This window comes from Pseudomonas sp. 382 (genome assembly GCF_002759075.1).
In the GTDB taxonomy this organism is placed as follows: domain Bacteria; phylum Pseudomonadota; class Gammaproteobacteria; order Pseudomonadales; family Pseudomonadaceae; genus Aquipseudomonas; species Aquipseudomonas vlassakiae.
In genome coordinates this window covers 278,213-299,869 of sequence record NZ_PEMX01000001.1, presented here as the reverse complement: position 1 = coordinate 299,869, position 21,657 = coordinate 278,213, and the positions used below count along the sequence as shown (strand labels likewise).

Sequence of the window (21,657 nt, the reverse complement as noted above, 5' to 3'; positions counted from 1 at the left end):
GCTCACTCCAGGGGAATGGTCAGGCGGTCGATCACGGCACGGGTTTCAGGCCGTACCCCGCGCCACCAGGCAAATGCTTCTGCCGCCTGCTCCACCAGCATGCCGACGCCATCGGCCAAGCGCGCCACACCTTGCGCCTGCGCCATGCGCAGGAACGGTGTCAGGCCTTTGCCATAGGCCAGCTCATAGGCCAGGCGCGCGCCGCCCAGCACGCCAGCAGGCAGCGGCGGCAACTCACCGTTCAGGCTCGCGGAGGTGGCGTTGACGACGATATCAAAGGCTTGCCCGTCCAGTTCCTCATAACGGCTGATGCGCAGCCGGGGGTGATCCAGTTCGTTGCGCAAGGCCAGTGCCTTGGCCATGTCGCGGTTGGCGATCACCAGCTCACGCGGCCCGGCCTGCAGGAACGGCAGCAAGGCGCCGCGCACTGCGCCGCCGGCACCGAGCAACAGCACCCGGCGCTGGCGCAGCGGCTCACCGAGGTTCTGCTCGATATCCCGCAGCAGGCCAATGCCATCGAAGTTCTCGGCGTAGATGCTGCCATCCTCGAACTTCAGCGCATTGGCCGCCCGTGCCAGCTGCGCACGCTCGCTGCGCCGGTCGGCCAGCTCGAAGGCGCGCAGCTTGAACGGCGCGGTGATGTTCATGCCCAGCCCGCCCTCGCTGCGCAATTGCAGCACCTGGGTCTCGAAGCCCTCCAGCTCGCCCTCGATGGCGCCGTACTCCAGGGCCTGGCCAGTGGCCTCGGCGAACAGGCCATGGATCAATGGGGACTTGGTGTGGTTGATCGGCCGGCCGATCACTGCATAGCGGTCGCTCATCGTGCATCTCCGTGGGTGAACAGCACACCATCTGCCTGCATGACGGTGATTTCTTCGGGGCTGAAGCCAAGTGCCGCGGCGACTTCGGCGTTGTGCTGGCCGAGGTCCGGAGCCACCTGGTGGATCGTGGTGTCGCAGTCGGAAAAGCGAAACGGCAGGTTGGGCAGGCGCAAGGTGCCGTAGCGCGGGTGTTGCTGTTCGATGACCATGTTGCGGGCCTGGATCTGCGGGTCGGCCAGCACCTCGTCGATGCGCTGCACCTTGGCGCTGGGGATGTCGATGCCATCCAGCAGCTGCAGGATATCGGCCACCTGGCGCGCGCCGACCCAGTCGCGGACCACGGCCAGGATCGCCTGGCGGTGGGCGTTGCGACCGCTGAGGCTGTGGTAGCGCGTGTCGCTGCCAAACCCGCTCGGGCCACCGTTGGCTTCGAGCATGGCGGCAAAGCGTTGCCAGGCATCGTCGACCTGGGCGGCGATCACCAGGTCGCCATCGGCAGCGCGGAACACGCCGTACAGGGTCGAGGTGGGCATGTCATGGCCCGTCTGTTCCGGCAACACGGTGCCATCGGACAACGTGTAGCACTGCACCGCGTACTCATGCATCGACACCAGCGTGTCGTACAGGGCCATGTCGATGTGCTGGCCGCGGCCGCTGCTGACCCGGCCCAGCAGCGCCGCATTGATTGCCGCCACGGCATGGATGCCGGTGTACATGTCGCCCAGCGAAATGCGCAGCAGCGGCGGCGCTTCGCCGGGCACGCCGACCATCTGCATGATCCCGCTCTTGGCCTCGGCGATCAGCCCGAAGCCGGCGCGGTGGGCGTCCGGCCCGGTATGGCCGTAGGCGGAAATCGAGCAGTACACCAGGCGCGGGTTGCGCGCCGCGAGTTCGGCGTAGCCCAGGCCCAGCTTGTCCAGGGCGCCGGGGCGGTAGTTTTCGATGAACACGTCGGCCGAATCGGTCAGGCGCTGCATGAAGGCCTTGCCGCGCGGGTCCTTCATGTTCACGCTGACGCCCTGCTTGCCCATGTTCAGCTGCAGGAAGTAACCGCTCTGCTGGTCGTCAAGGGTGAATGCATGCTGCCGGCCGGCATCGCCGCTGCCCGGCCGCTCGACCTTGATCACCTCTGCGCCTAGGGCTGCCAGGCAGCGCCCGACATAAGGGCCGGCGAGGAAGTGGCTGTAGTCGATGACGCGGATACCCGCCAATGGCAATGCCTGGCTCATGCTTCGGCCCTCCGCGGCACCATCAGCCGGTGCTCGCCGCGCTGCACGACTTCGCCGTGCTGGTTGATCAGCTCCGAGGGCAGCACCACGATGCCCCACCCTGGCCGGCTTTTGCTCGGGCGCATCGCCCCCACGCGCATGCGCACGTGCAACACATCGTTGACCTTGATCGGCAGCACGAAGTCCCAGGTCCAGCCCAGCGACATGCCCGGCAGGAAACGGTAGTCGCACTGGGTCTTCAGGCCGTCGGCAATCGACAGCCCGAACAGGCCGTGGGCGACCAGGCAGCCGAAGTGGCTGGCGTTGGCGTACGCCTCGTCGACGTGCACCGGGGTGTGGTCACCGGTCAGGTCGGCGTAGGCCAGGATCCGTTCGCGGGTCACGGTGTAGGTCGGGCTGATGCATTCATCGCCTTCGCGGGCGTCGTCCCAGTATTTTTCCACCACGCTCATGCCTGAACCTCCGCGCGGGGGTCGATGGCCAAGGCCTGGGCGACGCAGGCCGCTGGCAACGCCTGGATGAATTCCACGGCCAGGCCGTCGGGCAGGCGCAACCAGTTACGCCCTTGGGGCATCTCGCTGACGCCGAAACACTGGGCCGCCGCCAAGGCGGCTTCGAGGTCTTCGCACATGATGCCCAGGTGCGCCATGCGCCCTTCCGGGCCGACGAAGTCCGGCTGGTGGATGAACTGCAGGCCACCCAGGGTCCAGTACTGCGCGGGCCGCTCGACGTCGCCCTGCACTTCGCGCATGGTCATGCCGCACACTTCGCTGAAGAAACGGATATGCCACTGGATGTCGCGCACCCAGAACGCGACATGTTCGAGGTAGGCTTTTGGCTGGCTCATGGGTTGTCCCTCTTCTGGTGATCGGCCATGGCGCGTTCGATGCCCTTGATGCAGGCCACCAGGGTTGCGTTGACCGGTGTGGCCACGCCATGGCGCTGGCCCCAGCGCACGACGGAGCCGTTGATGAAGTCGATTTCGGTGATCGAGCCTTTTTCCAGGCTTTGCAGCATCGAGGTGCGGAAACTCGCCGGCAGGCCTTCGGCAGCCAGCGTCCAGGCAGCCTCGGGGCTGGTCAGGCTCAGGCGGATGCCGGCGCGCTCGGCCACGGCGATGGCCTCGGCCACGGCGGCCTTGGCGGTGCTCGCCAGCAGCGGTTCGCTGTACAGCTGGCCGTAGCTGAGCATGGTGATGCCGCTCAGCGCGCCGGTGGCGACGTTTACCAGAAGCTTGTCCCACATGGTGCCGAGGATATTGTCGCTGACCGTGGTGGCCAGCCCGGCGCCGTTGAAGGCGGCGGCAATGGCTTGCACACGGGGCGTGAGCTGGCCGTCCAGCTCGCCGATGAAGGTCTGCTTGGCCGCCACACCGGCACGGATCGCACCCGGCGCCAGGAGCACGCCGCCGACGTAGGTCTTGCCCGCCAGCACCCGCTCGCGCCCTACCGCCTCGGCCAGGATGTCCTCGTGGCCCAGGCCGTTCTGCAGCGACAGCACCAGCGTCTGCGGCCCGATCAGCGCGCTGGCACCGGCAATGGCCTCGGCGGTGTGGAACGACTTGACCAGCACCACCACCAGGTCCGCCACGCCGACGTCCTCGGCATCAATTGCGGCGTTGACCCGCACTTGGCGCTCGCCACGTTCGTCCTGCACCTGCAGCCCGTGCAGGTTCATGGCCTCGACATGCGCACGGCCACGGTTCAACAGCCAGGTTTCATGCCCCGCCTCGCTCAAGGCCGCGCCAATGGCGCAACCCAGGGCACCGGCACCGAGAATGCAGATTTTCACGTCGCAGACCTCCTGTGGTTTGCGACTACCTTATGCAGCGAGGCTTATTTGGGCTATACAATGGCCTCAATAGAACTATTGAGATTCGCAATAATGACCCCGCTCGAGCCCTTGCCGGAACCCAAGCTGCTGCAGTTGTTCGAGGTGCTTTACCAGTGCCGAAGCGTGACCCGCGCCGCCGAGCAGCTTGGCCAGAGCCAACCGACCCTGAGCATCTGGCTGGCGCGCCTGCGTGAGCAGTTGAACGACCCGTTGTTCGTGCGCACGCCGGGCGGCATGGCCCCTACCCCGCGGGCCGACCAGCTGATAGGGCCGTGCCGGGAAGTGCTGGAGTCGCTGCGCCGCCTCAGCGACTGGGCGCCGCAGTTCATGCCGGCCACGGCACAACGGCGCTTTCGCCTGTGTGTCAGCGATGCCAGCCATATCACCTTGCTGCCCAGCATCCTCAACCATCTGCGCAGCCATGCGCCGGGCATTCGCCTGGAAGCGGCGCGGATCGATGGCAATACCGAGAGCGCGCTGGAATCCGGTGAAGCGGACCTGGCCATCGGTTTGGTGCCCGGGCTTGGCGCGGGCATGTATCAACAGGTGCTGTTCGAACAAGACTGGGTTTGCCTGAGCAGCGCACAGCATCCGCGGTTGGGCGATGGCATGAGCGTGGCGCGCTACCGGGCCGAGGGGCACGTGCAGATCAGTGCCGGGACCGGGCAGAAGCTGCTCGAAACCGGCCTGGCGCGGGCCGGGATCGAGCGCAAAACCATGCTCGAACTGCCCGGCTTTCTCGGCTTGGGCATGATCGTCGGGACCACCGACCTGGTCGCCACGCTGCCGCGGCACATCGGCCAGACGCTTGCCGACATGCACGGGCTGCGGCTGCATGACTGCCCGTTTGCCGTGGAGCGCTTCACCGTCAAGCAACATTGGCATGCGCGCTATCACCAGGACGCTGGCAATCGCTGGATCAGAGGGGTGATCCGCGAGTTGTTTCAACAGCCGCCAGCCTGATGCTGCACCTCAACGCAGGTAGTCCTGGACCCATTTCACCCAGCAATCGGCGCCTATCTTCACCAGCGCATCGTTGAAGTCATAGTGCGGGTTGTGCACCGAGCAGCCATGGAACTCGCCGGTACCGTTGCCCAGCATGAAATAGCAGCCTGGCCGCGCCTGCAGCATGTAGGCGAAGTCCTCGGTGCCCATGACTTTTTTCGGCATCGTGTCCAGCAGCGCACCGTCAGCGAACAACGGCCTCAGGCTGTCACGCAGCAACGCGCTTTCCTGGTCGCTGTTGCACAGCGCCGGCGCCAGTTGAGTGAACTGCACATCGATCTGCACGCCGAAGCTTTCAGCATGGCCTTTGACCAGGGCGTCGATGCGACTGTTGATTTTCTGCTGCGTTTCGGCCGTGTCGGTGCGCACGCTCAACAGCATGCACGCTTCATCGGGGATGATGTTGTAGACGGTGCCGGCCTGGATCATGCCAATGCTGATGACCGCGTATTCCTCGACACTCAGGTTGCGCGACTTGATGGTCTGGATGGCGCTGATCAGGCTGTTCAGTGCCATCACCGGGTCGACCGACAGTTCCGGCATCGCACCGTGGCCACCCTTGCCGGTGATGCGAATGCTGACGCGCTGCGAAGACGCCATGGTTGGCCCGGCCTGAACCACGCAGGTGCCCACCGGCAAGCCGGGCATGTTGTGCAGGGCGTACACCGAATCACACGGAAAACGCTCGAACAGGCCATCGTCGAGCATGGCCTTGGCCCCGGCCAGGCCTTCTTCATCCGGCTGGAAGATCACATTCAACGTGCCATTGAAATCGCGCGTGGCAGCCAGCTGCGAAGCGGCGGCCAGGAGGATGGCAGTATGCCCGTCGTGGCCACAGGCATGCATGCGACCAGGGATCTTGCTGGCATGGGCGAAGGGGTTTTTCTCGGTCATGGGCAAGGCATCCATGTCGGCGCGCAAACCGATGCTGCGTGGACTGTCGCCCACCTTCAACACGCCGACCACACCATGCCCGCCCACGTTGCGATGGACCTCGTAGCCCCACGCCTGGAGCCTGTCGGCCACCAGCGCGGCGGTGTCGGGGGTGTCGCCGCCCAGTTCCGGCGCGGCGTGGATCTGTCGGCGCAGCGTGACGAACTCATCCAGTGCCGCGGCCTCGCACTGAGGCGGTTTGCTCAGGAACGTACCCATGTCACTCGCATCCTTTGTTTTCAGGGAAATAACGGAGGCAGGCCAGGCTGACCACGCCACCCGCCAGGAGGAAATAGGCCGGCGCCATCGGGGTCTGTAGCGCGGCGATCAGCCAGGTGGCCACCAGCGGCGCGAAGCCGCCGAAGAGGGTCACGCCGAGGCTGTAACTGACCGAGGTGCCGAAGGAGCGCCGGGCTTTCGGGAAGCCCTCCATGATCAGCGCGAAGAATGCGCCCGCACCGATGCAGGTCGGCAAGATCAACACCGCGACGCACATCATGGCCAGGCCCATGTCGCGCACCTGCCCAAGCAGGTGGAACACTGGCAGGATCAGCACCACCGGCGTGGCCACTGTCCAGGCCAGCAGGCGCTTGCGCAACTGGTACCGGTCGGCAAACTTGCCCGCCAGCGGGCAGATCACCGCCATGCAGCCGCTGCTGATGCAGGCGATGGCCATGGCGCTGCCAGGCGGATACTGCAAGGTGGTGGAGAGGTACGTGGGCATGTAGAACACCAACAGGTACATGCCGATGGTCGAACTGGCCATCAGGCCGATGCCCAGGGCAATGCGTTTGAGCAGTTGCGCATCGAGCCCTTGTCCGCCATGCGACACTGGCGTCGCCTCGTGGGTTTCTGGCAGGCGCGTGCGAATGTACCAACCGACCGGGCCGATCAGCAGCCCGACGATGAAGGGTAGCCGCCACCCCCAGCTTTCCAGGGCCACAGGGTCAAGCGACTGGTGCAGCGCAAAGCCGAAGGCGGCGCCCACCAAGGCGGCATACCCCTGGCTGGCGGCCTGCCAGCTGACATTCCGACAACGGTTGCTGACCGCACTCGACTCCATCAGAAACACCGATGCCGTCCCGACCTCCCCGCCTGCCGACAGGCCTTGAATGAGTCGACCGAGCACCAGCAAAAGCGTGGCGAAAATGCCAATCTGCGAATAGGTGGGCGCAAAGGCGATTAACGCGGTGCCCAGGGTCATCAGGCCTATGGTGAGGCTCAAGGCGGCCTTGCGCCCATGCCGGTCGGCATAGCGGCCGATGACCATTGCCCCGATGGGACGCATGAGGAAACCCACACCAAAGGTGGCCAGCGACATCAATAACGACGCCGTCGCCGATTCGGCGGGGAAGAAATGCTTGCCGATCAGCACGGCGAAGAAGCTGTAGATGGTGAAGTCGTACATTTCCAACGCATTGCCCAGCGAACAGGCGACCAAGGTCTTGCGCGAAGCATGCCCCCCTTGTGCGGCGCTATGCGCGCCGGGCTGCACGGCGGTCGATGCGGGTAGCGGTGTCGTCATTGTTTTCTCCGATGGCAAATCGCGGCGTGCCACGACTATCGGCCAATCGGGCAAGCAACACACTTGCAGTTTCGGCATACACCTAACCGAGGGTTAATCACTCCGCGCAGTCGACGGCCAACATGCCCAGAAGTAGCGCACCGTTCGCCCTGCCTGAACCCGCTGCCCCGTTAACGCACATTGAGCGGCCCACCGCACGGCACCTTGCCGGGTGTTGGCAGGCGCTCTGCAGCAGGCGTCGCCGCCAGACGTGGGCAGCGCCAGCAGTTGATTAACCAAGTTGCATAGGGTTGCCGAATAAGCAATCGCACTGAAACGATCTGTTCACCGACGCTACGGGCCACCCCATCAGTGAGTTGGCCTGGAGTCGTGAATGAACACTCGCACTACCTCGATGCTGTTGATGATTCAATGTGCCGGCCTTGCCGTGCAGGCGCACGCCGAGGGCTTCCCGAGCCTGGGCCGGATTGCGCCAGGCTTCGGTTATTACGGGGTGGATAACGGCTTCGATGACAAGCTCAAGGTCTACGGCACCGTGGACGCCTTCACCAGCTATCACGACTCGCAGCACCATTCGGGTTTTCGTCTGGCCGGTGGCGGCGCATGGACCAACAAGCTCGGGCTGTATGCCAGGAAGGCAGTGGGCACCGATACTGTCCTGGAACTGGATGTCGAAGAGGGCTTCAACGTCAACGGCAAAGCCTTGGCAGGGACCTGGGACACGATCGGCAGCCTGCGCCTGGCCACGCTGGCCTTGCGCTCGCGAACCCTGGGCAAGCTTGAGTTCGGCAAGACCTACAGCATGGGCACACCGACCTACGCCGACCCGTTCCTCGCCACGTATGGCTCGCCCTACACCTTCCTGGCCCTGCCTGCGGCCGGCAAAGGTGCCTATAACCTGGACCTGCGGCCGAAACATACCCTGGCCTACACCAGCCCGACCCTGAACGGCTTCAGCCTCGGCACCGCAGTGACCTTCGGCTTCGATGATGCCGCCAGCCAGGGGCGTACCGTGCGCGGTGGCGGCGCCAGGCTGCAATACCGCACCAGTACGCTGATGCTGCTGGCCTCCTACAACCTGTATTACAGCGACCCTTGGGACGACGGCGGCACCTCACGCCAGACCGCCAACCATTACAAGAGCCTGTCGACGTTCTACGATTTCGGCCCGCTGGCCACCAGCCTGACCTGGCAACACCAGGCTGTCGAACAGCACGGCACCCCCAGTACCACGCTGTACACCTTCGGCGTGATGGCACCGGTTGGCCAACTGGACGTGCTGCGCCTGGCCGTGATGCAGCGCCAGGTCACGGCGCGCGACAAGAATGCCCAAGGGGTGATGCTCGGCTACGATCATTTCATCAACCCACGCTGGGCTGTGTATGGGCGGGTTGGCAAGATCTTCAACCAGCCTGCGTCCTCGGTCACCTACGCTGGCACCCCGCTGGACCAGCTGGGCGACGACCCCAGCAACCTCTCCCTAGGCATGTACTACCACTTCTGACGGCGCCGGGCGGGTTTGCCTGAGCACCTGCCCGCGCAAGCTGTGAAACAGTTCCTGAGCGGGTGCGGTCAGGCTGTGGCGGTCGATGCAGACCAGGTTGACCGGGTAATCCGGAATCAGCTCCTGCACTGCCACGGCCAGGTACTCGCCATCAACGCCAAAGGCAAACCCCTGGTCCACGGCCAGCTCACTGATGGTCATCAACGATTCGGTGTTCTTCAACAGCTTCAGCGCCATCATCACCGACGTGCATTCAACGGTGTTCTGCGGCACCCGCAGGCCGTTGCTATCGAACAGCTGGTGAAACTGCGATGCCGGGTCCGAGAGTTCATCCAGGCTGATCCACGGGGCGTATTGCAAGGTGCGCAGTGACTTGGCGAACTTCTGCTGATTCGACGCATGGCAGATCACCCGGCCCTTGATGCTGCCAAGCGCTTCCCAGTCCAGGTTGAGCCGGTTCAACGGCTGCTGCGAAGTAATGGCAAAATCCAGGCTGCCATCGCGCAGCCGTTGCAGAATCTGACTGGGGCGCAGGTCGGTGATGGTGATCTTCACCCGCGGGTATTTGCGCCGGAAGGCCAGGATGCTGTCGTCGACCCCGTCCAGCATCGCCGTCAGCGAAGTCACCCCGATGGACACTGCGCCCACCGCGGCGTCCTGGATACTGGCCGCTTCGATCTGCAGGCGGCGAATGCTTTCCACCACCAGGTTGGCATGGCGGATGACGCGCTTGCCTTCCTCGGTCAGGGCCATGCCTTTGGATGAGCGCTGCAACAGGCTGAAACCGACCTCGCGCTCAAGCTCCTTGATCGACCGGCTCAGTGCAGGCTGGGTGATATGCATGAGCTTGGACGCTTCGAGAATGCTGCCTGCGTTGTGGATGGCGACCAGCGCCTTGAGTTGGTGAAGTTTCAAAGGTCTCTACCTTGTTGTCAGCGGGCCACTTCCATGCCGCGCACAGATTACCGCAAGCACCACCTGCGCAGTGCAACGTCCGTGCCGCTTGCGTTACCATGGCGGCCCCTTCGTTGAGGTCGCGTGCAATGAGCAAACACGGCCAGACCATCCTGGTCGCCCTGCGCAAGATGATCGCCTCCGGCGAACTGGCCGGCGGTGAACGGTTGATGGAAGTCCCTACCGCAGAACGTTTCGGCGTTTCCCGCATGCCGGTGCGCATGGCGTTCCGCACCCTGGAACAGGAAGGCCTGCTGGTGCGCCATGGCGGCAAGGGCTTCCAGGTACGTACGTTGAGCGTCGATGACCTCACCGGCGCCGTGGAGGTCCGCGGCGTTCTTGAAGGGCTGGCAGCCCGCCTGTGCGCCGAACGTGGCCTGGACGCACAAGCCATGGCCACCCTGGTGCAATGCCTCGATGAGGGCGACGCCCTGTTCGCCAAGGGCTACATCACCGAACAGGACCTGGCGGCCTATCACGACCTCAACGTGCGCTTGCACCAGGTGATCGTGGCGGGCAGCGGCAACCCCGCCATTGCCGAGGCGCTGGCGCGCAATGACCATCGCCCGTTCGCCTCGGTGTCGGCGCTGGCCTTCGACCGCGACGACATGGCCCGCGAGTACCGGCGCTTCAATTACGCCCACATGCAGCACCACTCATTGGTCGATGCACTGCGCAACGGCCAGGGCGCACGCGCCGAAAACATCATGCGCGAACACGCCAATGCCACGCTGCGCTATGCCGAAGTGTTCGGCGCGGCCAGCACGGCAAGTGGCGTCCAGGTGATTTCCAGGGGCGACTAGGCGCACCCTACAGGTCCAGCACCAGCATGGGCGTCCTGGCCCGTGAACAGCACGGGGTGAACTGGTCATTGGCGGCCTGCTCGGCTTCGGTCAGGTACAGGTCGCGATGCTCCGGCACGCCTTCCAGCACCCGGGTCAGGCAGGTGCCGCAGACCCCCTGCTCGCACGACACCGCCATCGGCACGCCGTGGCTTTGCAAAACCTGAACCACGGTCTTGTCCGCAGGAATCTCGAATACCTGGCCGGTGCTGGCGAGCCTGACCGAAAACACCCCGTCACCCGCGTTGTCGACTGGCGCGGCGGCGAAGTACTCGCGGTGCAGCTGGGTGTCCTGCCAACCCTGACGGCGGGCATCGTCCAGTACCTGCTGCATGAAGCCAGCCGGGCCGCAGACGTACAGGTGATCCTCCGCGCCGGGCACAGCCAGTACCTGGGCCAGGTCAAGCCGGGTCTGCGGGAGCGCGTCGAAATGCAGATGGACCCGGCCGGCGAACGGTGTCGCCGCCAGGCGCTGGAGAAATGCCGCACGCTCGCTGGAGCGGGCGCAGTAGTGCAACTCGAAATGATCGCCTTGCAGCCACAATTGCTCTGCCATGCACAGGATCGGGGTGATCCCGATGCCGCCGGCAAACAGCAAACTGCGGCGGGCACTGGGCGCCAGGGCAAAGAGATTGCGCGGCTCGCTGATCAGCAGCCGCTGCCCCGCTTCGACCTGCTCGTGCAGGCAGCGGGAGCCGCCGCGCGATGCTGCATCATTAAGCACGCCGATCAGGTAGCGGTGACGCTCCTGCGGGTGATTGCACAAGGAGTACTGGCGCACCAGGCCGCCGGGCAAGTGCACATCGATGTGCGCCCCGGCACTGAATGCGGGTAGCGGCCGGCCTTGGGCGCAGCGCAATTCGTAGCTGCAGATACCTTCGGCTTCACGGGTTCGGGCTGTGACGACGACTTCAATCATGGCTCACCTTGCATGGACGGCCACCGGGATGGCCGGTCTGGGCATCGACGGGGACGGTTACTGCGCGGTTGCGATCAGCGCTGCAGCGGCGCCGGTCTGTTCTTGGGCGACCCACCGCTCGAGTATGCGTCGCGCCTGCACGCCGCCCGCATCGATATTGAGCTTGAGCAGGTTGCGCTGCGGGTTCGCCAGCAGGTTGGCCTGTTGCTGTTCAAGCATGTCGAGGTCTTCGCTGAAGATCTTGCCCTGCCCTTCGCGAATGCTGGCGGTCAGGGCCTGATCCTCAGGGTTGAAGTTGCGCGCCATGCCCCAGAAGTACCAGATCGAGGTCTCGGTCTCCGGTGTGATGAAGTCGACCACGATGCTCGACGCTTTGTCCTGGGCGGCCGCGTGGTAGCCCCCTTTGCCGGCGAGCGCCACGCCCACTTCGATCAGGACATGGCTGGGTGGGGTGAAACGGCAGATCTGCCAGCGGTCGACCGGCTGGTCGTCGGGCAGCTGATTGCCCCGCAGTGCCATGCGCCAGAACGGTGGCGCCATGATGTTTTGCATGTGGCGGGCAGTGACCACCTCGTCGCCGTTGACCGTAGTGACCGGCGGTGCTTCGTCGATTTCCTTCTGGCCGATGCTGGAGGCATGAACGTAGGTTTCGTGGGTCAGATCCATCAGGTTGTCGATCATCAGGCGATAGTCGCAATTGATGTGAAACAACCCGCCGCCGTAAGCCCACTCGTCACTCTCTGCCCATGGCAGGTGGCACAGGCTGGCGGGGTCGGCCAGTGCCTGATCGCCGGGCCAGACCCAGACAAAGCCATAACGCTCGACCGTGGCATAGGCCTTGTTGCAGGGGAAGCCCCGAACTCGCTGGCCTGGCATCTCGACGGCCTTGCCATCGCCGCCCATGACCAGGCCATGGTAACCGCAGACGAGGTTGCCATGCTCGACATAGCCCAGGGACAACGGTGCCCCACGGTGCGGGCAGAAATCCTCGACGGCGCGGATCAGGTTCTGCTGACCGCGGTAGAACACCATCTTTTCTCCGCAGATCTGCCGGCCCAGGGGTTTTTCGGTGATTTCGTCAGGGGTGCAGGCAACGTACCAGGCGTTTTTCGGGAACATCCGATTCTCCGATTGATTGTTTTTGTGGATCCATTAACAACCAAAAACAGGAAATCAGTCAACAGAAAAGTAGCTTGAGAATATTTATGGATCCACAAGCCACTTAAAACGCGTGGCTACTTGCTGGCGATCGACTGATTCGTCAGCGGGCAGCTCTGGGCGTTGAGAAAACGCGATGTCTTCAGCCAGTGCTGCTGCGGGTAATAAGCAAACACATAACTGCCGCGTTGCAGCGTATCGATCAGCTTGCCGGCAATGGCCGGCCGCACGGCCGGGCAGCCCTGGCTGCGGCCCAGGCGCCCGAGGCCCGGAACCACCTTGGGGTCGGCATAGGCGGCGGCATGCATGACAATCGCCCGTGACATGCTGTTGTCGTTGAACCCCGGCTCCAGCCCCTGCAGGCGCAGTGAGCGGCCATGCTTGCCGCTGTAGATCTGGCCGGTTTCATACAGGCCGATGGACGATTGGTAGCTGTTCGGGGCGTTGGAGAACGTGGTCGGCACATCGGCGCCGCTGTTCTTGCCATGGGCAACCCACTCCTCGAACAACAGCTTGCGCGCGCGCAAGTCGAACACCCACAGGCGCTTGTCACGCGAGGCCTTGGAGTAATCGATCACCGTCAGCAGCTTGCCTGCCTCGCCGTGGCTGGCACAGGCGTAGGCCGTAAGGGCCATGCCCAGCGCCGACAGGCTGGCGTTGGGTGCCAGCTGCTGCAACTCGGCGGCGCTGGGCAGGGGCTGCGCGTGGGCGGCTTGCCAGGCGCTGAGGAAAAACAGGCCAAAACTGGCCACTGAGAGCCGGAAAGCTCCCCGCAAAGATTCAAACATCGACATGGACTACCCCGGGTAAAGGCCTGTCAGCAAAAAGTCAGCTGGCTTGCGGCCAAAAGCCACCACTTTGCTTGAATTCTTCGGGATTGCCGATCATTTCTTGACCAATGGCTTGTGTTCCTTGCCGTCGTCGGTGCTGATCACGGTGAATTTCCCGTCGCTACGGGTATCCCGGGTCGACGCCCAATCGGTGATCACCAGCATCGTGCCGACGTCCATCGCCGCACGCAGGTGTTGGCGGAACTCCGGGTTGATGGTCAATTGCCCTAGCTGTTCATAGGGCGTATTCCCGTATTCCGGGTTGCTCAGGGCGACCACCGACCAACGTAAGGGTAGTTCACCCTCGAGTGCCAGGGCGGAGGGTTTTTGCAGCAACGAGTAAACCGCCATGCCACTGCGGTGCTTGCTGCTTTCAAGCGAGAGTACCGGCGCCGAGCCGATCAGTTGGCCACCGCGATACACGTAGGCGCGCAGGTCGGCACGGCTGATCAGGATCGACAGCGGCCCGGCCGTCGGGTCCGGGTCGTTCCAGAACTGCTCGTTGTTCAATACCAGCGGGCCCTGGGCCTTGCCAGCGCTGACCGTGGGAGCCAGCACGCCAGGGTGGTAGACCTCCACCGGTGCACTCTGGGTATCGGAGACGATCACGGTGGTAGAGCTGAAGCCGGTGACCTCATACAGCTTCTTGGCAAACTCCAATGGCAGGCGCACGCAACCATGGGAAGCCGGGTAGCCTGGCAGATGCCCGGCGTGCAAGGCGATACCGTCCCAGGTCAGCCGCTCCATGTAGGGCATCGGTGCGTTGTTGTAGAGGCTGGAGTTGTACTCGACCTTCTTCTGCAGAATGCTGAATACGCCGGTGGGGGTTTCCCGCCCGGCCTTGCCGCTGCTCACGGTGCTGACGCCAATGGCGATGCCATTGCGATAAACGTAGGCACGTTGCTCGGTGAGGCTGACCACTACGGTCACCGGCCCCGCCGGCGAGACCTGCGGGTACCAGAGAAACTGGCCAGGTTTGAGGTTGTCGATCTGGCTCCTCAGTGCAGCCGGGGTGGGCACCTGCAGCGGCGCCGCTTCAACCCAGGTGGTGGCAAGCAACAGCCCCAGCGCGAGCGGTACATGCAACATCGAACTGATCCTCATGGCATCCTGCGGTAACAACAGTGCACGAAAACGTGCACAAATTTCCCACTTCAAAGCGTAATCCACAACGCAAATAACGGCGAGAACGCGCAGAGGGCTTGTAATCCAGCACTTTCATGGGTTGGTACGAATCTTGTTTGTATACAAATACAAACAATAAAAGTACACAACAATCATGGAGTCCCGATGGCGTCGATTTCCCGTTCCGATGTTGGCCAGCTTGCCGATTTCTCCGCCGAATCGGCCGGCTCCAGTGCGTCGCAGCTGAGCCCGCGGCTGTACAGTAACGACCTTGCACCGACCCGGGCGGCCAATCGCACCTGGGGGCGCTACAGCCTGTTCGCGCTGTGGACCAATGACGTGCACAACATCGCCAACTACTCCTTCGCCATCGGCCTGTTCGCCTTGGGCATGAGCGGCGCGCAGATCCTCGCCGCCTTCGCGCTCGGTGCGCTGGTGATCTACGGCCTGATGAACCTGTCCGGTTACATGGGGCAGAAGACCGGTCTGCCCTACCCTGTCATGTGCCGGATCAGCTTCGGCATCCATGGCGCGCAGATCCCGGCCCTGATCCGTGCAGTGATCGCCATCGCCTGGTTCGGCATCCAGACCTACCTCGCCTCGGTCGTCCTGCGCGTGCTGCTCACCGCCATCGCGCCAGACCTCAGGCCCTACGACCAGAACTCGATACTCGGCCTGTCGACCTTGGGCTGGGTCACCTTCGTGGCCATCTGGTGCGTGCAGGTCGCAATCTTCGCCTATGGCATGGAGATGGTGCGCCGGTTCGAATCGCTCGCCGGGCCGATCATCCTGGTCGCCTTCAGTGCCCTGGCGGCCTGGATGTACTGGCGCAGCGGCCTGTCGATCGCCTGGTCCAGTGGTAACGCGCCGACCGGCGCCGGCATGTGGCTGAAGGTGTTCGGTGCTGCCGCACTATGGGTATCGCTGTACGGCACCATGATTCTCAACTTCTGCGATTTCACGCGTAACTGCCCAGACCGGCGGACCATCAGCGTTGGCAACTTCTGGGGCCTGCCAGTCAACATGCTGGGGTTCGCGCTGATCGCCGTGGTGCTTGCCGGTGCGCAATTCAGCATCGACGGCAAGCTGGTGCAAAGTCCCAGCGAAATCGTCGCCGCCATACCCAACACCGCCGGCCTGGTGCTTGCCTGCCTGGCCTTCCTGCTGGTCACCGTGGCGGTGAACATCATGGCCAACTTCGTCGCCCCGGCCTTCGTGCTCACCAACCTGGCACCCAAGGTGCTGAACTTCCGCCGCGCGGGCTTGCTCAGCGCCACCATCGCGGTGGTGATCCTGCCGTGGCACCTGTACAACAGCCCGGCGGTGATCGTGTACTTCCTCGGTGGCCTGGGCGCCCTGCTCGGCCCGCTGTACGGCATCATGGTCACCGACTACTACCTGGTGCGCCGTGGCCGGGTGAACCTGCCGGAGCTGTACAGCGAAAGCCCTGAAGGCGCCTATCACTACCGTGGCGGGGTCAACCTGCGCGCCGTGGCGGCGTTCATCCCGGCCTCGCTGATTGCCATCCTGCTGGCGCTGGTGCCGGCGTTCGAGACGCTGTCGCAGTTCTCCTGGTTCTTCGGCGCCGGGCTGGGCGGGCTGATCCACTACGCCATCGCCAACCGCAGTGCCCGGTATGAGGAAGTGTCTGGGGAGAGCATTGCCGTGGACGCCGCGCACCACTGATTGGTGCCGGTAAAGCAAGTGCCTGCCTTGAGATTGGAGGTGAGGCATAGATCGAGCGCCGCCCGCGCGGCGCTCGATCTCACAGGCGCTACAAATCCAATGCCGAAAGAGGCGGTCAGGAAGCCAGCGCTTGCTCACGCCGCCGCACCGGTGCCGCAAACCGCTGCGGTTGCTGCCAGGCCAGCTGGGCCTGCACCTGCTCCGCCGCATCCATCACCTTCTGCGCCCAATTGCCGTCTTGCGGGTCGACCACGACCACCCGGAAACCGTGATCGAAGCCCTCGATCCCCACCCCTTCGGAATCGTCGACGTGCAAGTCGATATCGAACGCCGGCGGGTATTTCGAAGGGGCATTCTCAAGCCGGCGCTGCGCCAGCACATGTTGGTGGCGATCACTGTTGACCACGCCGTCGACGTGAATGCCGTAAAGCATCAGCCAGCGGCGGATATAGGCAGGTGTGCGGCCCGACGAGGTGTAGATCCAGATGCTGCAGCCTTGGCGGCGCAGGTCGCGGATCAACGACCGCGTGCCGCGGCGCAGCGGCTCGCCCAACCAGCGGTGGACGAACGCCGGCAGCTTGCTGTGTTCCTCATCGGCGTGGTGTGGCAGGCAGGCGAGCGTGTCATCGATATCGAAGGATATGCGCATCTGCGGGCGCCTGAATGTACGCCCGATGGCTTGCCACGCGCGTCGGCCACCGGCCTTGCCTTGCTCCAGCATCGAATACCTTTCCATCATCGGCTCCCCTGGCGGGCCGGCACACCGGTGCCGGGCAGGAAGAACTTTTCGGGTTCAGGCGCCTGCGCTTCGAGGAAGGCGGCGTACTTTTTCTTGATCTTGGGCAATTCGTACAAAGCTTTCACACCATGCTTGGCGGAGTTGCGAATGACCGAGGACGGGTTGAAGTAACCCTCGGCGTTGTCCAGCGTCAGCACGAACGGCGGCAGCCCGGCCCGCATCAGCAGATAGCTGACGATGAGCGACCCGGTGCGATTGTTGCCTTCGATGAACAATTGCGGCTTGCTGAGGATACGTACATAAACGCCGGCGGCGCGCTTCCAGATCGACTCGCTGCGGTACGAGCAATACCAGTTGTACAGGTCCTTGATGCCGCCTTCCACGTTGTTGAAAAAGCGTGCCTCGGTGGCCGCAAGGTGCGGCGCGAACTCGCGGCGGCGCGCTGGGTCGCTGCCGCACAGCACGGTGGCGTTGATCTCCAGCATCAGGTTCAGCTGCTGCAGGTCGAACAGGTCAACGCCCCGTGCGACATAGTCGTCAATCAAGGCATAGCCTTCAAGCACATTCAGCAGCACCTCGTCGGTGAACGGATCACGCGGTTCGGTGAAATGCTGGCTGAGTTCGCCAAAGCGGCCCTGCACTTCGCGCAGTGCGCGCTCTACCGCTGGCAGGTGAAGACGACAGGTCGCCCCCATTTCAGCTGAACTTGCCGCTGATGTAGTCACTGGTCAGTTGCTCACGCGGATTCTGGAAGATCTGCGTGGTCGGGCCCATCTCCACCAGGTAACCGGTGCGGGTGCCCTGGGAGATGTCGACCGAGAAGAACGCAGTGGTGTCGGCGACACGGATCGCCTGCTGCATGTTGTGCGTCACCAGGGCGATGGTGTAGTCCTTCTTCAGCTCGACCATCAGCTCTTCCACGCGGCGGGTGGCGATCGGGTCGAGTGCCGAGCAGGGCTCGTCGAGCAGCAGCACTTCAGGCTCGGTGGCGATGGCACGGGCGATGCACAGGCGTTGCTGCTGGCCGCCGGACAACGACAGGCCGCTGACTTTGAGCTTGTCCTTGACCTCGTCCCACAGCGCGGCGCCTTGCAGGGCGTGCTTGACGCGGTCGCCGATGTCACCCTTGTAGCGGTTCAGGCGCAGGCCGAAGGCGACGTTGTCGAAGATGCTCATGGAGAACGGGTTCGGCTGCTGGAACACCATGCCGATGTAGCGGCGCACCACCACCGGGTCCACCCCCTTGCCGTAGACATCCTGGCCAAGGAAGTGCACATGGCCTTCGAAGCGGAAGCCTTTGACCAGGTCATTCATGCGGTTGAGGCTACGCAGCACGGTACTCTTGCCGCAGCCCGACGGGCCGATGAAGCCGGTAATTTCGTTCTTGCGGATCGGTACATGGCTGTCACGCACCGCCATGAAGTTGCCGTAGAAAATCTTGTCCAGCTTGCAGTCCATGACGATTGGCGCTTCGCTGACCATGGGAGCGGCTCTCTGTGCAGTTGATACGTTCACGGTCGAATGCTCCCTTTCTCAGTACTTGGGCTTGCCGAAAATGCGGCTAAGAATATTGACGACCAGCACGATCATTACCAACACCAGCGAGGCCGCCCAGGCGAGCTCCAGCTGGTTGTCGAACGGCATGCCGGAGAAGTTGTAGATGAGTACGGCAAGCGAGGCCGTGGGGTTCATGACGGCCAGGCTGCCATCGTGGTAGATCCAGTAGTTGCTGAACAGCGCGGTGAACAGCAGCGGCGCGGTTTCGCCTGCGGCGCGGGCCACGGCCAGCATGACGCCGGTAAGGATGGCCGGCATGCCGGTCGGCAGGACGATCTTCCAGATCACCTGCGCGCGGGTGCAGCCCATGCCGTAGGCGGCGTCCTTCATGATCTTGGGCACCATCTTCATGGCTTCTTCAGCGGTCAGCACGACGATCGGCAGCATCAGCACCGCCAACGCCACACCACCGGCCGGGGCCGAGTAGGTACCAGTGGTCATCACCACCAGGGCGTAGGCGAATACACCGGCAAGGATCGACGGCAGGCCGGTGAGCATCTTCGCGGCGAAGCGCGAGGCGTTGGCCAGCTTGCTCTCAGGCCCAAGTTCGGCGAGGAAGACCGCCGCCAGGATACCGACCGGAACCGCAATGGCGGCGGCGATGCCGACCATGACGAAGGTACCGGCCAGGGCATTACCGAACCCCCCGCCCATCTCGAAACCGGTGGGTGGCAGTTCGGTGAACACTTCCAGGCTTAGGCGCGCACCGCCCCGGGTGATCAGCATGTACAGCACGGAAATCAGCGGCACGCTGGCCAACAGGGCCACGCACCAGACCATGCTGGTCAGCACCAGGCTGCGCAGGGCGCGGCCTTCGAAGCGGCGCTGCAGGCTGGGCAAGGCGGTAGTGGCTGCAGAGAGGTCAGTCATTATTTGTTACCCCGCTGGGCGTAGAGCATGATCAGCGACCCGAACACGTTCACCAGCAAGGTGATGAACATCAGGACCAGTGCGGCGTACATCAGTACTTCGATCTCGTTCGGCCCGGCTTCCGGGAAGTTCAGCGCCAGCAAGGCCGCCAGCGTGTTGGCCGGGGCAAACAGGGACAGGGTGATGGTGTTGGCGTTACCCACCAGCATCGCCAGGGCCATGGTTTCGCCCAGTGCACGGCCAAGGCCCAGCACCAGGGAGCCGAAGATGCCGGTGGCGGCCGACGGCACCATGACCTTGAGGATGGCCTCCCAGTGGGTGGTGCCCATGCCGTAGGCAGCCTGCTTGGTCTTCATCGGTACGCTGGTCAGCGCATCCTGGGAAACCGCGGCGATGGTCGGCAGGATCATGATCGCCAGCACCAACGCCGCCGGCAGCAGGCCGGGGCCACTCAGGGAGGTGCCGAAGAACGGGATCCAGCCCAGCTCGCTGTTCAGCCAGGCGGTCAGCGGCCGGATGGCCGGAATCACTACGTAGATGCCCCACAGGCCGTAAACGACGCTGGGGATGGCGGCGAGCAGCTCGACGATGGTGCGAAACACCGCGGCGAGCCTCGCCGGCAGGAAATCCTGGGTAAGGAATATGGCCATGCTGACGCCGAAGAAGCCAGCGATCAACAAGGCGATCAGGGCGCTGTAAAGCGTGCCCCAGATGGCGGGCAGAATGCCGTACTTGCCCTGGTTGACGTCCCACACACTGCCGAACAGCACGTCGAAACCGTGCTTTTCCATTCCTGGAAGTGCTTTGCGTCCTACTTCGTATACCAATGCGAATACCAGCGCGAGAATCAGCACCACACCGATGCGCGCAAGGGCACGGAAGGTGCGATCGACCAGGAAGTCCTTGGTGGACGGCGGCTGGCACGCGGAGTCTGGGTTATCCGGTATGGCAAAAGGTGTGTTCATTTAGCGGGTTCCGGGACTAAGGGCAAACACCCCCGGCACGGCTGTCACACCGCGCCGGGAGCGCCTGAAGGTATTACTGGATGCTTTGCGAGGCTTTGCGCACTTCATCGACCACCGACGGCGGCAGCGGGATGTAGCCCATCGAGTCGGCAATCTGCTGGCCCTTGGTCAGGCCGTACTCGACCATGTCACGCATGGCCTTGGCCTTTTCCGGGCTGCCGTTGTCCTTGCGGAAGATCATCCAGGTGTAGGAAGTGATCGGGTAGGACTTGGCACCTTCCGGGTCTGGCAGGTGAGCGATCAGGTTTTCCGGCATCTTCACTGCAGCCAGCGCTTGAGCACCGCTTTCGGCGTTCGGCACGACGTATTGGCCAGCCTTGTTCTGCAGCGAGGCGAAATCGACCTTGGCCAGCTTGGCGAAGCCGTATTCGATGTAGCCGATGGCGCCCGGGGTCTGGCGAACGGTGGCGGTCACGCCGTCGTTCTTCGGCGACTTGATGAACTTGTCGGTCGCCGGCCAGTTGACGGTGTTGCCTTCGCCCAGGTCTTTCTTGAAGTCGGCATTGATGGCCGAGAGGTGCTTGGTGAAGACCGCGTTGGTGCCGCTGGAATCGGCACGCACGACCACGGTGATCGGCATGTCAGGCAGTTTCAGCTCTGGGTTGGCCTTGACGATCTGTGGGTCGTTCCACTGGGTGATCTTGCCGAGGAAGATGTTGGAGTACACATCGCGCGGCAGCTTCAGGCCTTTCGGGTTGCCTGGCAGATTGTAGGCCAGGACGATTTCACCGGCGGTCATCGGCAGCAGCTGCACGCCTTCGCCGACCTTGGCAATGTCTGCTTCGCTCATGGCCGAGTCGCTGGCGGCAAAGTCGACGGTCTTGTTCAGGAAGTCCTGAACGCCTGCCCCGCTGCCCTTGGACTGGTAGTCGACGGTGACGCCAGCAGTGTTCTTGCTGAAGTCCTTGAACCAGGTCAGGTAGATCGGTGCAGGGAAACTGGCGCCGGAACCGGTCAGGCGAACGTTGTCTGCGGCAAAGGCCGAAGTGGCGCTGAGCGAGACGGCAACGGCGAGTGCAGCAGACTTCATCAGGCGTATCATGGAAAAGCGCTCCGTGTGATGGCCGACACACTTTGCAGCAGCTGTGTTACAGCTTTGTGA

At 63.6% G+C, this 21,657-nt stretch carries 22 protein-coding genes; 4 read left to right on the top strand and 18 right to left on the bottom strand.

Features of this window, described 5'->3' with window-relative positions; genetic code table 11:
• Window positions 1-2: 2 nt before the first annotated feature.
• The 5 genes from aroE to CQW31_RS01495 are packed head-to-tail and all read right to left on the bottom strand — an operon-like array spanning window position 3 to window position 3,841.
• Window positions 3-821 carry a shikimate dehydrogenase gene (aroE, locus tag CQW31_RS01515; RefSeq protein ID WP_099813537.1) on the bottom strand — a complete coding sequence of 273 codons (819 nt, stop codon included), beginning with the start codon at window positions 819-821 and terminating at the stop codon, window positions 3-5.
• The gene (locus tag CQW31_RS01510; protein WP_099813536.1) at window positions 818-2,050 is read right to left on the bottom strand and encodes a CaiB/BaiF CoA-transferase family protein; all 1,233 of its coding nucleotides are present in this window, start codon (window positions 2,048-2,050) and stop codon (window positions 818-820) included. Before CQW31_RS01510 ends, aroE begins: the two co-directional genes overlap by 4 nt.
• Window positions 2,047-2,502, bottom strand: a complete 456-nt coding sequence (locus tag CQW31_RS01505) for a MaoC family dehydratase (RefSeq protein WP_099813535.1) — start codon at window positions 2,500-2,502, stop codon at window positions 2,047-2,049. The genes CQW31_RS01510 and CQW31_RS01505 overlap by 4 nt, the downstream gene beginning before the upstream one ends.
• A complete protein-coding gene (locus CQW31_RS01500) occupies window positions 2,499-2,897 on the bottom strand; it encodes a VOC family protein (RefSeq protein ID WP_054883775.1) in 399 nt (132 codons plus the stop codon). Before CQW31_RS01500 ends, CQW31_RS01505 begins: the two co-directional genes overlap by 4 nt.
• A complete protein-coding gene (locus CQW31_RS01495; RefSeq protein ID WP_099813534.1) occupies window positions 2,894-3,841 on the bottom strand; it encodes a ketopantoate reductase family protein in 948 nt (315 codons plus the stop codon). Before CQW31_RS01495 ends, CQW31_RS01500 begins: the two co-directional genes overlap by 4 nt.
• A gap of 93 nt (window positions 3,842-3,934) precedes the next feature.
• On the opposite strand from CQW31_RS01495, the gene CQW31_RS01490 reads away from it, so the two are divergent.
• Window positions 3,935-4,846 (top strand): LysR family transcriptional regulator, encoded by a 912-nt coding sequence (locus tag CQW31_RS01490; RefSeq protein WP_054883777.1) that lies wholly within the window; start codon window positions 3,935-3,937, stop codon window positions 4,844-4,846.
• A gap of 9 nt (window positions 4,847-4,855) precedes the next feature.
• Here CQW31_RS01490 and CQW31_RS01485 read toward each other — a convergent pair whose 3' ends face one another.
• Both CQW31_RS01485 and CQW31_RS01480 read right to left on the bottom strand, forming a co-directional pair.
• Window positions 4,856-6,040: a M20 aminoacylase family protein gene (locus CQW31_RS01485; RefSeq protein ID WP_099813533.1), complete on the bottom strand. Its 1,185-nt coding sequence runs from the start codon at window positions 6,038-6,040 to the stop codon at window positions 4,856-4,858.
• 1 nt (window position 6,041) lies between these two features.
• Window positions 6,042-7,346 carry an MFS transporter gene (locus CQW31_RS01480; RefSeq protein WP_099813532.1) on the bottom strand — a complete coding sequence of 435 codons (1,305 nt, stop codon included), beginning with the start codon at window positions 7,344-7,346 and terminating at the stop codon, window positions 6,042-6,044.
• 373 nt (window positions 7,347-7,719) lie between these two features.
• Between CQW31_RS01480 and CQW31_RS01475 the strand changes: the two genes are divergently transcribed.
• Complete coding sequence (locus CQW31_RS01475; RefSeq protein WP_099813531.1) at window positions 7,720-8,850, top strand: porin; 1,131 nt, start codon at window positions 7,720-7,722, stop codon at window positions 8,848-8,850.
• On the opposite strand, the gene CQW31_RS01470 is transcribed toward CQW31_RS01475, so the two are convergent.
• Entirely contained in the window at window positions 8,827-9,765 is a 939-nt protein-coding gene (locus tag CQW31_RS01470; RefSeq protein ID WP_054883781.1) for a LysR family transcriptional regulator, read from the bottom strand. The two genes, CQW31_RS01475 and CQW31_RS01470, sit on opposite strands and share 24 nt — an antisense overlap.
• A 128-nt stretch (window positions 9,766-9,893) precedes the next feature.
• On the opposite strand from CQW31_RS01470, the gene CQW31_RS01465 reads away from it, so the two are divergent.
• Window positions 9,894-10,607, top strand: a complete 714-nt coding sequence (locus CQW31_RS01465) for a GntR family transcriptional regulator (RefSeq protein WP_054883782.1) — start codon at window positions 9,894-9,896, stop codon at window positions 10,605-10,607.
• 7 nt (window positions 10,608-10,614) lie between these two features.
• Here CQW31_RS01465 and CQW31_RS01460 read toward each other — a convergent pair whose 3' ends face one another.
• The 4 genes from CQW31_RS01460 to CQW31_RS01445 form a co-directional block, all read right to left on the bottom strand.
• Window positions 10,615-11,565 carry a PDR/VanB family oxidoreductase gene (locus tag CQW31_RS01460; RefSeq protein WP_054883783.1) on the bottom strand — a complete coding sequence of 317 codons (951 nt, stop codon included), beginning with the start codon at window positions 11,563-11,565 and terminating at the stop codon, window positions 10,615-10,617.
• A gap of 57 nt (window positions 11,566-11,622) precedes the next feature.
• Window positions 11,623-12,684 (bottom strand): aromatic ring-hydroxylating dioxygenase subunit alpha, encoded by a 1,062-nt coding sequence (locus CQW31_RS01455; RefSeq protein ID WP_054883784.1) that lies wholly within the window; start codon window positions 12,682-12,684, stop codon window positions 11,623-11,625.
• A gap of 116 nt (window positions 12,685-12,800) precedes the next feature.
• On the bottom strand, window positions 12,801-13,517 hold the full coding sequence (locus CQW31_RS01450) for a murein L,D-transpeptidase catalytic domain family protein (RefSeq protein ID WP_082433419.1): 717 nt from the start codon (window positions 13,515-13,517) through the stop codon (window positions 12,801-12,803).
• A 90-nt stretch (window positions 13,518-13,607) separates the two neighbouring features.
• Window positions 13,608-14,642 (bottom strand): L,D-transpeptidase, encoded by a 1,035-nt coding sequence (locus CQW31_RS01445; RefSeq protein ID WP_054883785.1) that lies wholly within the window; start codon window positions 14,640-14,642, stop codon window positions 13,608-13,610.
• A gap of 201 nt (window positions 14,643-14,843) precedes the next feature.
• On the opposite strand from CQW31_RS01445, the gene CQW31_RS01440 reads away from it, so the two are divergent.
• Window positions 14,844-16,364 carry an NCS1 family nucleobase:cation symporter-1 gene (locus tag CQW31_RS01440; RefSeq protein ID WP_099813530.1) on the top strand — a complete coding sequence of 507 codons (1,521 nt, stop codon included), beginning with the start codon at window positions 14,844-14,846 and terminating at the stop codon, window positions 16,362-16,364.
• A 115-nt stretch (window positions 16,365-16,479) separates the two neighbouring features.
• On the opposite strand, the gene CQW31_RS01435 is transcribed toward CQW31_RS01440, so the two are convergent.
• From CQW31_RS01435 to pstS, 6 genes are all read right to left on the bottom strand, one after another.
• On the bottom strand, window positions 16,480-17,100 hold the full coding sequence (locus CQW31_RS01435; protein ID WP_054883787.1) for a hypothetical protein: 621 nt from the start codon (window positions 17,098-17,100) through the stop codon (window positions 16,480-16,482).
• Entirely contained in the window at window positions 17,100-17,798 is a 699-nt protein-coding gene (locus tag CQW31_RS01430; protein ID WP_054883788.1) for a hypothetical protein, read from the bottom strand. The genes CQW31_RS01435 and CQW31_RS01430 overlap by 1 nt, the downstream gene beginning before the upstream one ends.
• Window position 17,799: 1 nt before the next feature.
• Window positions 17,800-18,561, bottom strand: a complete 762-nt coding sequence (pstB, locus tag CQW31_RS01425; RefSeq protein ID WP_050437214.1) for a phosphate ABC transporter ATP-binding protein PstB — start codon at window positions 18,559-18,561, stop codon at window positions 17,800-17,802.
• A gap of 75 nt (window positions 18,562-18,636) precedes the next feature.
• A complete protein-coding gene (gene pstA, locus CQW31_RS01420; protein ID WP_054883789.1) occupies window positions 18,637-19,530 on the bottom strand; it encodes a phosphate ABC transporter permease PstA in 894 nt (297 codons plus the stop codon).
• The gene (gene pstC, locus CQW31_RS01415) at window positions 19,530-20,495 is read right to left on the bottom strand and encodes a phosphate ABC transporter permease subunit PstC (protein ID WP_054883790.1); all 966 of its coding nucleotides are present in this window, start codon (window positions 20,493-20,495) and stop codon (window positions 19,530-19,532) included. Before pstC ends, pstA begins: the two co-directional genes overlap by 1 nt.
• Before the next feature lie 73 nt (window positions 20,496-20,568).
• The gene (gene pstS, locus CQW31_RS01410; RefSeq protein WP_054883791.1) at window positions 20,569-21,597 is read right to left on the bottom strand and encodes a phosphate ABC transporter substrate-binding protein PstS; all 1,029 of its coding nucleotides are present in this window, start codon (window positions 21,595-21,597) and stop codon (window positions 20,569-20,571) included.
• Window positions 21,598-21,657: the final 60 nt, after the last annotated feature.